Genomic DNA, 12,213 nt, shown 5'->3' with positions numbered 1-12,213 from the left:
CCGCCTGCTCGTCTTAGGCTGGCGGCAACATCCGCACGCCATGGGCGGCGCAGATTTCGCCGACCTGCTCCGGCGCCAGCGCCGCCTTGCTCGCGGCGGCCTGGCTTGCGGCGGCGTCGAGGCCGCGAAACAGGCCCTCAAGCTTGCCGCCGGGGCTGGCCACGACCAGCATGCGTGCGGGCGCGCCGCTGGCGTTGACGAAGCCATGCGGCACGCCGCGCGGCAGATGAACATAGTCGCCGGGGCGGGCTTTCTTCTCGCTGTCGCCGGTGATCAGCGTCACTTCGCCTTCGAGCAGATAGAAGGCCTCGTCCTCATCCTCATGGACATGTAGCGGCACGGCATAGCCGGGTGGAACCGCATGATCGGCGAAAAAGAATTTTCCGGGGTCGCCGCTGGACTTCACGGCTATATCAGCCCCGAGAACATTGAGGACGGCGCCCGCCTGCGGCGCGACGATCTTCAAATCATTGGATGGATACATGTGTTTTCCCCCTGCCCCATTGATTGGATGAACGCAGGCTAGGGAAAAATCGGCTCCTCTCACAGTGGCGACACATGGACTTGTTGTTCGGCTTGAGCGAACAATAACGCCATGAGGCCGATCCCATGAATCTCTTCGACGGCATCGAGATTTTCGTCCAGGTAGTGGACTCCGGCAGTTTCACCGCCGCCGGAGAGGCGCTCGGCATGGCCAAATCCTCGGTCAGCGAGGCGGTGCGCCGGCTGGAGCAGCGGCTGAATGTGCGCCTGCTCGACCGAACGACCCGGCGGCTGGCGCCGACCGAGGCTGGGCGGACCTATTACGACCACGCCCGCCGCGCGATGGATCAGGCGCGGATCGCGCGCTCTTCGGCCCGCGCGTTGGGGCTTGAACCCACGGGCCGGTTGCGCGTCGCCGCGCCGGAAAATTTCGAACGCCTGATCGTCCCCGCCCTGCCGGCGATTTTCGCGGACCTGCCGGGGCTTGAGATCGAATTTGTCAGCGGAACCGAATTCGTCGACTTGATCAAGGAGGGGGTCGACGTCGCCATTCGCGTTGCGCAACAGCCCTCCGACAATCTGATCGTGCGCAAGCTTGGAATTTCGCGCGTCGCCATCCTCGCCTCCCCCGCCTATCTCGAACAATTCGGCGAACCGAAAACGCCGCATGATGTCGCGACGCATCGCTGCATCGGCTTTTCGCCTTTGTTCTGGGGGCGCGAATGGCGCTTCATCGGGCCGGAAGGCCCGATATCCGTGCCGATCCGTCCAATCATGCTCAGCAATTCCTCCAACGCCATGCGCGAGGCGGCGCTCAAGGGCCTCGGCCTGACGACGCTGCCCATATGGGTGGTCGACGAGGAGCTGGCCGCCGGTTCTCTCGTGCAGATCCTCAAGGACTGGGCGACGCCGGAGAGCGGCGTCTACGCCGTCTATCCCTCCAACCGGATGATCGCGCCGAAGGTGCGGCGCTTCGTCGAGGCCGTCGCCGCCCGATTGCGCGATATTTGAGCCTTCAGTCCTTGCGCCAGACGAATAGCGAACTGAGCGTGAAGTTCCAGACCGAGCCCATCACCACGCCGGCAAGGGCCGAAACCCACACCACGTGATCAATGTTATAGAGCCAGGCCGCGACGCCGACATTGGCCACGGCGCCGAAGCCGCAGACCACATAGAAATAGAGCAGGCCGCGCAGCTGCGGCCAGAAGCCCTTCAGCTTGGCGTCACGATAGGTAATGGCGTTGTTGATGTAGAAATTGGTCGTCATCGCCACCACGACGGCGATGCTCTGCGCGAGCATGAAGCTCACGCCTGGCACGGCCAGAGCCGCATTCACCGTCATCAGATGGATGGCCACGCCGCTCAGCCCGACCAGGGCGAAGAAGATGAAGCGCACCGGGATGCGGCCGCCGCTGACCTTGTTGAGCAGCAGGCCGAGAAAATCCAGCCCGACCTTGAGGTCAAATTTCGATTCGCCCGCGATCCTTTCCCGGAACATATAGCCCACCTCTTCGATTTTGAGCGGCTCCTTCGCCGAGGCGACGATATCCGCGAGGATCTTGAAGCCGGAAGGAACGAGATCGGGCGCGCAATCCTCGACGATTTCGCGCCGCAACATGAAGAAGCCACTCATGAGGTCGGAGAAGTCCGCGCGCAAGGCTTTTTTCGCCATGCGGGTGGCGAGATCGCTGATCGCGGCGCGCCGCGCCGAGAAGCCGCCCTCGGCCGAACCGCCTTCGACATGGCGGCTGCCGACGACGAGATCCGCGCCTGCACGAACTTTTTCGAGCATTTGCGGCAGGATGCGCTCGTCATGCTGGAGATCGGCGTCCATGACCGCCACCACCGGCGCGCTGGAGGCGAGCATGCCTTCGATACAGGCGCCCGCGAGGCCACGGCGGTTGACGCGGCGCAGGCAGCGCACGCGGGGATCAGCCTGCGCGATGTCCTTGGCGAGCGCCGAGGTGCCGTCCGGGCTGTTGTCGTCCACGACGATCATTTCCCAGCCGACGCCATCCAGGGCGGAATCCACGCGTCGGATCAGTTCGCGAAGATTGGCGCTTTCGTTGAAGGTGGGAATGACGAGGGTGAGTTCGGCGGCCAAGTGCTGGGCTTTCTTTTCAAACTCTTTTTCTGTTAGCTGGAAAGCCTCGGCCAGTACAGCCAACCTTTTCGCGGCTTGCAAAAGGCGGTCGCGGTCGTCGGCGGGCGCTCGCGCGCGCGCAGAGTCCGAAAACTTGAAAGCAGGCGCCTGCATGGATGGCATTCCCTCGCTCGATTTAAAGCCGACCCCGCGTTCCGGCTGGTCGGCGGAGCGTAAAACTCTCGTTCTGATTTTAGTCACTCTGGCGTTAAGATTGTTTTTCGCAGGCGCGAACGGTCTGGGCGTGGACGAGGCCTACACCGCCGCGACCAGCCGCGTCCTGACATTGAGCACTTTCGACCACCCGCCGCTCGCCTGGTGGATGACTCATTTCGCCGCACAGCTTTTCGGCGAGAGCGCCCTCGCCTTGCGCGCGCCCTTCGTGCTGCTGTCCGGCTTGACAAGCTGGCTGCTGTTCCTGCTCACGCGGAGGCTTTTCTCCGGCGAAGCAGGATTTTACGCCGTGTTGGCGCTGGCGCTCTCGCCCGCCCTGGGCGTCGCCGACGCCGCTTGCATCCTGCCCGACGCGCCCCTGCTGCCAGCCATGCTCGCCTGTGCGCTTGCGCTGGCGCGGGTCTTTTTCGACGACGACCGCCTTCAGGCGCGGCGCGACTGGCTCCTCGCGGGGCTTTACGCCGGATTAAGCATGCTGGCCAAATATCATGGCGTTCTGCTCTTCGCGGGCGCGGGCCTGTTCATGCTGGCGAGCCGCCGCCAGCGCTTCTGGTTCGCCACGCCGTGGCCCTATGCGGCGGGCGTTGTCGCCCTGCTGGTTTTTTCTCCAGTCCTGATCTGGAACGCACAACACAATTGGATGTCGTTCCTATTCCAGGGCGGGCGCACGGGCGCGCCCCATCTCAATCTGGTCGCGCCCTTCGCCTTGATCGGGCTGCAATCCTTGTTCCTCGCGCCCTGGATCTTCATCCCGCTCGTCCTCCTGTTCTTTCGTACGCTGCGACGCGGACCTTCCCACGAGAAAGACTTCTTCCTCGCCAGCCTCGCGGTCTTTCCGATCGTCTTCTTCACCCTGATCGCCTTCTGGTCGAGCCGGAGGATCCAGCCGCATTGGGTCGCGCCGGGCTATCTGATGCTTTTCCCCCTCCTGGGCCGGGAAATCGCGGCGCGATTGGCCGGCGGCGCGCGCTGGCTGCGCCGGTCCCTGGTTGCTGCTACCGCCTTCACGATCGCGGGGATCGGCGTCGTCTCGGCTTTTCCTCATCTGCCGCTGCGGGCCCTGGGCGTCAAAAACTATCCACTGTCCGAATTGGTCGACTGGAGCCAATTCGCCCGCGCCTTCGATGCGCGAGGCTGGCGCAAAGCCAACACTTTCGTCGCCGCGACGCGCTGGCTCGACGCGGGCAGGCTCGATTACGCGTTGCATGGCGACCCGCCGGTGCTCTGCCTGTCGGAGGATCCGCGCGGCTTCGGCTTCATTCGCGATCCCAGGGATTTCATCGGCTGGGATGCGCTGCTCGTTGCGCCGGCCCTTTCGCTCGACCAGGCGCGCGCGCGTTTCGGAAGCTTTTTCGACGCCATCGAGCCGCTGGAGCCGGTTGAAATCCTGGCCGGCGGAGCGCTCGCAATTCGACTGGAGGTTTTTCGCGGCGTCCGTTTCCATGATCCCGCGCCGGAATTTCGGCTGGCGGCGTCGGGTCTTGCGGAAACGCCCACGCAGCCCCAGTTGAAACATTGACCAATTGGCGCGCTTCCTGCTTGGCTGCGTCAGGAGCCGCAATGACCTCGACCACAGATTTTCTCCGCGAAACGTCCTATCGCGCTCTGCCGGCGGAATTCTTCGCCGCTGCGCCGCCCTCGCCGGCGCCAGCGCCGCAATGGATCCTCTTCAATGACGCGCTCGCAGCCGAACTCGGCCTGCCCGAGGGCGCGGCGACGCCGGAATTGCTCGAGCTTCTGGCCGGCGGTACGCCTCCCGAGGGCCGTGAAAATATCGCGCTCGCCTATTCGGGCCATCAGTTCGGCCATTGGAATCCCCTGCTCGGCGACGGCCGCGCAGCGATGATTGGCGAGATCGCGGCGCCCGACGGCGCTGCTTATGACGTGCATCTCAAGGGCTCCGGCCCGACTCAATTCGCCCGGCGCGGCGACGGCCGCGCCACGCTTTCGGCCATGCTGCGTGAATATATCGTCAGCGAGGCCATGGCGGGGCTGAAAATCCCGACCACGCGGTCGCTGGCGGTGGTGGCGACGGGCGCGCCGGTCTATCGCGACGAGATCCAGCCAGGCGCCGTGCTGACCCGCGTCGCGCGCAGCCATGTCCGCGTCGGCACGTTCCAATATGCCGCAGCCATGGATACGGGGCGCGGCGGCGGCCCCGTCCTCACCCGCGCGCTGGCCGATCTCTGCATCGCCCGGCATTTTCCGGAATTCGCGGGCTCAAAGGAGGCCTATATCGCCTTTTACGCGGCGGTCGTGGCGCGACAGGCGCGGCTCGTCGCGCAATGGATGCTGGCCGGCTTCATTCATGGCGTGATGAACACCGACAATATGTCCATTGCCGGGGAAACCATCGATTTCGGTCCCTGCGCCTTCATGGATTCCTACAATCGCCGTCAGGTCTTCAGCTCCATCGACGCCGCCGGGCGCTATGCCTATGAGCGCCAGGCGCCGATCGCGTCGTGGAACCTTGCGAGGCTCGCGGAAACCCTGCTGCCCTTGTTCGACGAGGATGACGCAATAGCCCTGCGGCGGGCGCGGGAGACGCTGGAGGGCTTCCAGCCCGCCTATGTCGCGGCGCTCGGCCAGGGGCTGGAGCGCAAGCTGGGCCTGAGGCCGCGCGATCCCGGCAATGAAAATTTCATCGCGCGGCTCTGGCGCTTGCTGGAGACGGGCAAAGCGGATTTCACCCTGTTCTTCCGCCGCCTGACCCAGTTCGCCGGCGGCGCCAATGGTCAGGCCTTTCTCGACCTGTTCCCGGACGAGGCGCGCGAGGAAGCGGGGAACTTCCTCGCCGAATGGCGCAGCTTGACAGCTGGAGACGACTTTCCCGCGCGGCTCGCGCTGATGCGCGCGAGCAATCCGATCGTCATCGCGCGCAATCATCGCGTTGAACAGGCGCTCGCCGCCGCCAATGAAGGCGATCTCGCGCCGACGCTACGGCTGTGCGCCGCTCTGAAAGATCCCTTTCAGGAGCCTTCGCCGCCCACAGGCCCGGAGGACGATCTCGAAACGCCGCCGCGTCCGGAAGAGCGCGTGCTGGAAACCTTCTGCGGAACCTGAAAAGACAGAATTGATTTCTGTCTTTACCAGCCTGTGGAAATCCTGCTGCTGCGAAAACTGGTATAGTTAAATTTAACTCTTTCTTCATGCGCCCGGTTTCATGATGGCGTCCTGCGCTACAGTTGCGGAACGGGCAAAAAACGCCCTACCCGCGCTTTCTTGCGAGCCGGGACGATGAAATTCTACGAATTCGAACATGATTTTTTTCCGCACATCCTGATTCCGCTGCTTGGCGGGCTGTTCGTCATCGCCGCCCTGCATTCGGCGGCGCGGGCGGAAACCAGCGCGCCCACCGCGTTCGGCCACAACAGCTTCATCATCAGCGCCGACGACGGCTATGGCGTGAAGGATTGCATCCGTGGCGGCGACGATTGCGCGAAGATCGTGGCGGACGCCTGGTGCGAAGCCCATGGCCACGGTTCCGCCCAGGCTTTCGGCCGCGCGGGCGACATCACGGCCACCATCGAGAAATCCGCCGTCACATCGTCCCCCTCGCGGAAAACGAAAGACGACGACGTCTTCATCTCTTGCGGAGAATGATTCGCCAGACCCGTTGAATAGCGCCGGGTTCAGTTCCGGCGCTTATCCGTTGACGAAATCGGCGCATTTCGGGGCCGACTCGGCGCCCCAGGGCTGGATGGCCACCGTCGAGGTGGAGTTCTTGGGCGAACCCTCGACCAGCTTGTCGCTATAGACCATATAGACCAGCACATTGCGCTTCACGTCGCAGCCGCGCACGATTTGCATCCGCTTGAAGATCAGCGAGCGGCTTTCGCGGAAGACGACGTCGCCCTGGGCGAATTTTTCCTTGAATTGGATCGGGCCATATTGGCGGCAGGCGAGCGACACGTCCGAGGTCTGCTCGGCCACGCCGAAGGCGCCCGCGAGCCCGCCCTTTTCCGGCACGGTGTAATAGCAGGCGACTCCCGCAACCGCCGGGTCGTCGAGGGCATAGGTGCCCAGCTTGTCATTGGGCGTCAGCAGCTTGAATGTGGTTGATTTGCGAAAAATCAATTCGGGGCTGTCCGACGCGTGCGCCGTCGCGCTGATCGCCAGACTCCCAGCCAGACTCACGCACAAACATGCGATGGCGCAAAGCAGGCTTTTCCGGAAAATCGACGTCATGACTGGCCGCTCCTTGTTGCGCCGCTTATATGACGTCGGAGGCTGAGAATAAAAGGCCTCCCCGCCGAATTAACGCGAAGCTGGAGCCGCGCGCCCGCCATGACCAAATTGCCGAGCCTCTTTCTCTCTCATGGCGCCCCGAATTTCATCCTCTACGACAGCGACACCCGCGATTTCTGGCGCGACATCGGCGGCAAATTGCCGCGCCCCTCGGCGATCCTGATCATGAGCGCGCATTTCACCACAGCGCAGCCCGCGTTCGAAAAAGGCGCGACGCCGGGCATGATCTATGATTTCGGCGGCTTCGAGCCGGAGCTTTACCAGATGACCTATCCCGCCCCAGGCGCCCCCGCGCTCGCGGAAAAGGCGGCCGGGCTGGCTCAGGCGGCCGGCCTCGCCCCCGTGCTGTCGGAAGGGCGCGGCTATGATCACGGAACCTGGGTTCCGCTCAAGGTGATCTATCCCGACGCGGATATCCCCGTCGCCACGCTGTCCACCCAGCCCAATCTGGGCGGCGCGCATCACATCGCGCTTGGCCAGGCCCTGGCGCCCTTGCGCGACGAAGGCGTGCTGATTATCGGCTCGGGCGGCGCGACTCACAATCTGCGCGCCTTCTTTGGCGGCGAGGATACGCCGGACTGGGCGCGGACCTTCAATGAATGGCTGTGCGAACGCGCCGAGGCCGGCGACGCCGACGCCATCGCCCATTGGGAAAGGGGTCCGGACGCCTTGCGCAACCATCCCTCGCCGGAGCATTTGCTGCCGCTGCCCTTCGCCTTCGGCGCGGGCGGGCAAGGCGCGAAAGGCAAGAGGCTGCACCACGCCATCGTCGGCCCGATCAGCCTCGACGCCTATGCGTTTGAGTAAGTAGGCGCCACGCTGCACGGAGCCGCCGCAAAGCCGCCCCTTTCCGGCGCCATGAAGAGTTAATGGTTTGTCGCTTTGAACGCGCTGGTGTATAGAGCGCGCTTTCCCGCTTATAGGGGCCTCAAAAGGGCGCCAAGGAGTTTTTCGCGTCATGGAACGTTGGTCGCCCGATAGCTGGAGGTCCAAGCCGATCGTTCAGGTTCCGACCTATACGGACCCGGCGGCTCTGGCCGATGTCGAAAAGCAGATTTCGGGCTTTCCTCCCCTCGTCTTCGCGGGCGAGGCGCGCAAGCTCAAGAAGCATCTGGCGCAGGTCTGCGCCGGCGAGGCCTTCCTGTTGCAGGGCGGCGATTGCGCCGAAAGCTTCGCCGAACATTCGGCCGACAACATTCGCGACTTCTTCCGCGTCTTCCTGCAGATGGCCGTGGTGATGACCTTTGGCGCCGCCATGCCGGTGGTGAAGGTCGGCCGCATCGCGGGCCAGTTCGCCAAGCCGCGCTCCGCGCCCACCGAGACCATCGACGGCGTGGCGCTGCCCTCCTATCGCGGCGACATCGTCAACGACATCGCCTTCACGCCGGAAGCGCGCGAGCCCGATCCGCGCCGCCAGCTGATGTCCTATCGCCAGTCGGCCGCGACGCTGAATCTGTTGCGCGCCTTCGCCACGGGCGGCTACGCCAATCTGGAAAACGCCCATCGCTGGATGCTCGGCTTCGTCAATGACAGCCCGCAATCCGAGCGCTACCAGAAACTGGCCGATCAGATCACCGAGACGCTGGGCTTCATGCGCGCCATCGGGCTTGATCCGGAGCATCATCAGGAGCTGCGCCAGACCGAGATCTACACCTCACACGAGGCGCTGCTGCTCGGCTACGAACAGGCCCTGACCCGCGTCGATTCGACCAGCGGCGACCCTTACGCCACCTCGGGCCACATGCTGTGGATCGGCGACCGCACCCGCCAGCCCGACCACGCCCATGTCGAGTTCATGCGCGGAATCAAAAATCCGATCGGCCTCAAATGCGGTCCAAGCACGACGCCGGACGGACTGTTGCAGCTGATCGACCTCCTCAACCCGGCCAATGAGGCGGGCCGCCTGACGCTGATCGCGCGTTTCGGCGCCGAGAAGGTCGGCGACCATCTGCCGGCGCTGATCCGCGCCGTGACCCGCGAAGGCCGCAAGGTCGTTTGGTCCTGCGACCCGATGCATGGCAACACGATCAGCGCGGGCGGCTACAAGACCCGTCCGTTCGACCGCGTGATGCAGGAAATCCGCTCGTTCTTCGACGTGCATCGCGCCGAGGGCACCTATGCCGGCGGCATCCATCTCGAAATGACCGGGGCCAATGTCACCGAATGCACCGGCGGCGCCCGCGCGCTTTCGGAAGCGGACCTGCGCTCGCGCTACATGACCTATTGCGACCCCCGCCTGAACGCGGAACAGGCGATCGAAGTCGCCTTCCTGGTCGCTGAAAAGCTCAAGAAAGACCGCGCCGCCTCGGCCGTCGAGGCCGACGCGGCGGAATGATGGCCTGGAATCGAGCGCCAACCGGCGCCTGAGGATGCGGCGCCTGAGAATGGAGACGACAATGGCTCTTGGCCGAGGCGGGAAAACAACGCCCGCATTGCGGCTATCGGCCCTGCTTGTCTCCCTGTGCGCGCTGGCTGGCGGCCTGTTACCGACCGGCGGCTTTTTGACGCCGGGTGGCGCAGCCTGGGCGCAAAGCGCGGAATGCCAGCAATTGCGCGCGGCCCTGGCCGCGCCCGTCAGCATCGACGCGGGGGCTGCAGCCGGCGCGCGCAGGGCGCGAGCCGAGCTCGACCGGGCCACGGCCCGGGCGCAGGCAATGGGCTGCGACAACCAGCAATTCCTGTTCTTCGGCAGCCCGCCGCCCCCGCAATGCGGTGGCCTGAAAGCGCAAATCGCCGCCCTGAAAGGCCAGTATGACGCCTATTCGGCGCGGTCTTCCGGCGATTCGCCGCAAAGGCGGGCGCTCCGGGCCCGCTATGACGCCAATTGCGGCGGGGCGCCGCGCGAAAAGAATTTCTTCGAGACTTTGTTCGGCGGTTTCGGCGAAGAACGGCGGCCCGAGGAAGGCGTCGTCGCCGACCAGATGCCGGAGCAGCCCGAAGGCGGCAATGGCGCCATTGGCGGCTCGCAGGCGCTTTGCGTGCGCAGCTGCGACGGCGGCTTCTTCCCGCTGAATTTTTCCGCGCGCAGCGCCTCGACCGACGACCTCCAGCAGATGTGTCAGGCGCTCTGCCCCAACACGCAGGTGCAATTGTTCACCCGCAATCCGCGCAGCGACATCAGCACCGCGCTTGGCGCCGACGGCACGGCCTATCAGGACCTGCCCAACGCACTGAAATATACCAAGGCCTTCGATCCGGCCTGCGCCTGCAAGCCCCCCAACCAGAGCTGGGTCGAGGCGCTCGCCCATGCCGAGCAGGTTCTGGGCGAAATGGGCGGCGCCAAGGCCAGCGATACTGTCGTCACGGAGCAGCAGTCCAGGGACATGGCGCAGCCCACGCCGCCGAAACCGGGCAAGGCGAACGACCGCAAGCTCGCTCCGACGCCGGTTTCATCGCCCGCCGCCCCGGCCGCGCCGTCGCCGTCACCGGACAAGAAGGTGATCGAGAGCGCGGCGCCCGACGGATCGCCGCGTCAGGTGCGGGTCGTCGGCCCCAATTTCTAGGCGGGGTTGCGAGGATCAGGCCCCGAGTCGGGCCAAAACCTTGGCGCGGCCGATCAGCGGCAACAGTTTCGCGAGTTCCGGTCCGGACTCGCGGCCGGTCAGGGCGAGCCGCAGCGGATGGAACAGGGCCTTGCCCTTCAGTCCCGTCGCCTGTTTCACCGCCTGGGTCCAGGCGCCCCAGCTGGTTTCGTCCCAGGGCTCCGGCGGCAGTCCGGCGATCGCGGCGGCGCGGAAATCATCCGCTAAGGGCTCGGTCCCCACCTCGCCTTCCACCACGCTCCACCACTCGGCGACATCGGAAAAGCGGTTCAGATTGCCGCGCACGGCGAGCCAGAACGGCTCCGCCTTGAAACCTACGATATCCTGCGCTTCCAGCCTGTCGCGCACGGAGTCATAGGCCAGTCCATGCAGCACCCGCTGCGAGAGCGCCTGAAGCTCCTCGTCATCGAATCGCGCGCTGTTGCGGGAAATGGCGGCGAGATCGAACAGGCCGGCGAGTTCCGGCAGGCTGTGAACCGGATGCACGGCGATGGATGAACCGGTCAGCGTGGCCATGGCCGCCACGGCGAGCGTTTCGACGCCCGCCTCGCGCAGGCCGGCGATGGAGAGGGCGCCGGTGCGCTTGGACAGGCCCTGCCCATCGGCGCCGATCAGCAGGTTGTGATGACCAAAATGGGGGGCGGCCGCCGCGCCCAAGGCATGGAAGAGCTGGACCTGCACCGCCGTATTGGTGACGTGATCCTCGCCACGGATGATATGGCTGACGCCGGAATCGAGATCGTCCACCACCGAAGGCAGCGTATAAAGATAAGAGCTGTCCTCGCGCACCAGCACCGGATCGGACAGCGAGGCGCAATCGATATGGCTATCGCCGCGGATGAGATCGTCCCAGCGCACGACCTCCGGCTCCAGCCTGAAACGCCAGTGCGGCTTGCGTCCCGAGGCTTCGAGCGCGGCGCGCTGTTCCGCCGAGAGGTCCAGCGCGGCGCGGTCATAGACCGGCGGAGCGCCTCGCGCGATCTGGAGACGCCGCTTGCGCTCCAATTCGTCTGGCGTCTCGTAACAGGGATAAAGGCGCCCTGACTCCTTCAGCTTCCTCGCCGCATCGTCATAGAGGGCGACACGTTCGGACTGGCGAAACTTGCGATCCGGCGCGACGCCAAGCCATTCGAGATCGACCTCGATGCCCAGAGCGAATTCCTCGGTCGAGCGTTCGGCGTCCGTATCGTCGAAGCGCAGGATGAACTGGCCGGCGTGCTTGCGGGCGAAGAAATAGTTCAGCAGCGCCGTGCGCGCATTGCCAATATGGATGCGGCCGGTGGGCGACGGCGCGAATCGGACGACGGGCGCGGCCAGGCCTGGGGTGTGATGAGCCAGATGAATCATGCGGAATCTTTATCGTCTCGGCGGCGTTTTGGGAAATTGCCGAGCGTTTGCCCCGCCGCGCGCATAATATCGCGTCTCCTTGACCGCAATTCATCGCGGCCAAGGAATCCCTCGCATAAGCTCGGCGGCGCAGTCGCGCCTAACCGCTCCTCACAGGTTCTCACCTGTGAGGAGCGGTATAACATAATGCCGTCGCGCGCTCATGTCATAGAACGGTGAAGAATTTTCCGCATAAGCGCAATGGAGGCTTGCAACCTGGGCTATTGACATAAAAGT

Annotated in this window: 11 protein-coding genes; 7 read left to right on the top strand and 4 right to left on the bottom strand. The window is 64.7% G+C overall.

What is annotated here, in order from left to right; translation table 11 throughout:
• Positions 1–13: 13 nt before the first annotated feature.
• The gene (locus QZ409_RS21570; RefSeq protein WP_296715500.1) at positions 14–484 is read right to left on the bottom strand and encodes a cupin domain-containing protein; all 471 of its coding nucleotides are present in this window, start codon (positions 482–484) and stop codon (positions 14–16) included.
• Between the two features lie 125 nt (positions 485–609).
• On the opposite strand from QZ409_RS21570, the gene QZ409_RS21565 reads away from it, so the two are divergent.
• Entirely contained in the window at positions 610–1,494 is an 885-nt protein-coding gene (locus QZ409_RS21565) for a LysR family transcriptional regulator (RefSeq protein WP_296715498.1), read from the top strand.
• A gap of 4 nt (positions 1,495–1,498) precedes the next feature.
• On the opposite strand, the gene QZ409_RS21560 is transcribed toward QZ409_RS21565, so the two are convergent.
• On the bottom strand, positions 1,499–2,587 hold the full coding sequence (locus QZ409_RS21560; RefSeq protein ID WP_296715496.1) for a glycosyltransferase family 2 protein: 1,089 nt from the start codon (positions 2,585–2,587) through the stop codon (positions 1,499–1,501).
• A gap of 151 nt (positions 2,588–2,738) precedes the next feature.
• On the opposite strand from QZ409_RS21560, the gene QZ409_RS21555 reads away from it, so the two are divergent.
• From QZ409_RS21555 to QZ409_RS21545, 3 genes are all read left to right on the top strand, one after another.
• Positions 2,739–4,319: a glycosyltransferase family 39 protein gene (locus QZ409_RS21555; protein WP_296715494.1), complete on the top strand. Its 1,581-nt coding sequence runs from the start codon at positions 2,739–2,741 to the stop codon at positions 4,317–4,319.
• 41 nt (positions 4,320–4,360) lie between these two features.
• Positions 4,361–5,863, top strand: a complete 1,503-nt coding sequence (locus tag QZ409_RS21550) for a YdiU family protein (RefSeq protein WP_296715492.1) — start codon at positions 4,361–4,363, stop codon at positions 5,861–5,863.
• Positions 5,864–6,037: 174 nt separating this feature from the next.
• Positions 6,038–6,403, top strand: a complete 366-nt coding sequence (locus tag QZ409_RS21545; RefSeq protein WP_296715490.1) for a hypothetical protein — start codon at positions 6,038–6,040, stop codon at positions 6,401–6,403.
• A gap of 42 nt (positions 6,404–6,445) precedes the next feature.
• Here the strand turns inward: QZ409_RS21545 and QZ409_RS21540 are convergent, their stop codons facing one another.
• Positions 6,446–6,988: a CreA family protein gene (locus QZ409_RS21540; protein WP_296715487.1), complete on the bottom strand. Its 543-nt coding sequence runs from the start codon at positions 6,986–6,988 to the stop codon at positions 6,446–6,448.
• 99 nt (positions 6,989–7,087) lie between these two features.
• On the opposite strand from QZ409_RS21540, the gene QZ409_RS21535 reads away from it, so the two are divergent.
• The 3 genes from QZ409_RS21535 (at position 7,088) to QZ409_RS21525 (ending at position 10,551) form a co-directional block, all read left to right on the top strand.
• Positions 7,088–7,855 (top strand): class III extradiol ring-cleavage dioxygenase, encoded by a 768-nt coding sequence (locus QZ409_RS21535; protein ID WP_296715485.1) that lies wholly within the window; start codon positions 7,088–7,090, stop codon positions 7,853–7,855.
• 151 nt (positions 7,856–8,006) lie between these two features.
• The gene (locus tag QZ409_RS21530; protein ID WP_296715483.1) at positions 8,007–9,383 is read left to right on the top strand and encodes a 3-deoxy-7-phosphoheptulonate synthase class II; all 1,377 of its coding nucleotides are present in this window, start codon (positions 8,007–8,009) and stop codon (positions 9,381–9,383) included.
• 61 nt (positions 9,384–9,444) lie between these two features.
• The gene (locus QZ409_RS21525) at positions 9,445–10,551 is read left to right on the top strand and encodes a DUF2865 domain-containing protein (protein ID WP_296715482.1); all 1,107 of its coding nucleotides are present in this window, start codon (positions 9,445–9,447) and stop codon (positions 10,549–10,551) included.
• A 15-nt stretch (positions 10,552–10,566) separates the two neighbouring features.
• On the opposite strand, the gene gltX is transcribed toward QZ409_RS21525, so the two are convergent.
• Positions 10,567–11,937, bottom strand: a complete 1,371-nt coding sequence (gene gltX / locus QZ409_RS21520; RefSeq protein WP_296715481.1) for a glutamate--tRNA ligase — start codon at positions 11,935–11,937, stop codon at positions 10,567–10,569.
• Between the last annotated feature and the right edge of the window lie 276 nt (positions 11,938–12,213).

It is taken from the genome of Rhodoblastus sp. (assembly GCF_019449565.1).
GTDB lineage: Bacteria > Pseudomonadota > Alphaproteobacteria > Rhizobiales > Beijerinckiaceae > Rhodoblastus.
This window is presented reverse-complemented; position numbering and strand designations above follow the sequence as displayed.

Excerpts from the sequence above, each read along its gene's own strand:
- QZ409_RS21570 (WP_296715500.1), bottom strand. The coding sequence starts at position 484 with ATGTATCCATCCAATGATTTGAAGATCGTCGCGCCGCAGGCGGGCGCC.
- QZ409_RS21565 (WP_296715498.1), top strand. The coding sequence starts at position 610 with ATGAATCTCTTCGACGGCATCGAGATTTTCGTCCAGGTAGTGGACTCC.
- QZ409_RS21555 (WP_296715494.1), top strand. The coding sequence starts at position 2,739 with ATGGATGGCATTCCCTCGCTCGATTTAAAGCCGACCCCGCGTTCCGGC.
- QZ409_RS21550 (WP_296715492.1), top strand. The coding sequence starts at position 4,361 with ATGACCTCGACCACAGATTTTCTCCGCGAAACGTCCTATCGCGCTCTG.
- QZ409_RS21545 (WP_296715490.1), top strand. The coding sequence starts at position 6,038 with ATGAAATTCTACGAATTCGAACATGATTTTTTTCCGCACATCCTGATT.
- QZ409_RS21540 (WP_296715487.1), bottom strand. The coding sequence starts at position 6,988 with ATGACGTCGATTTTCCGGAAAAGCCTGCTTTGCGCCATCGCATGTTTG.
- QZ409_RS21535 (WP_296715485.1), top strand. The coding sequence starts at position 7,088 with ATGACCAAATTGCCGAGCCTCTTTCTCTCTCATGGCGCCCCGAATTTC.
- QZ409_RS21530 (WP_296715483.1), top strand. The coding sequence starts at position 8,007 with ATGGAACGTTGGTCGCCCGATAGCTGGAGGTCCAAGCCGATCGTTCAG.
- QZ409_RS21525 (WP_296715482.1), top strand. The coding sequence starts at position 9,445 with ATGGCTCTTGGCCGAGGCGGGAAAACAACGCCCGCATTGCGGCTATCG.
- gltX (WP_296715481.1), bottom strand. The coding sequence starts at position 11,937 with ATGATTCATCTGGCTCATCACACCCCAGGCCTGGCCGCGCCCGTCGTC.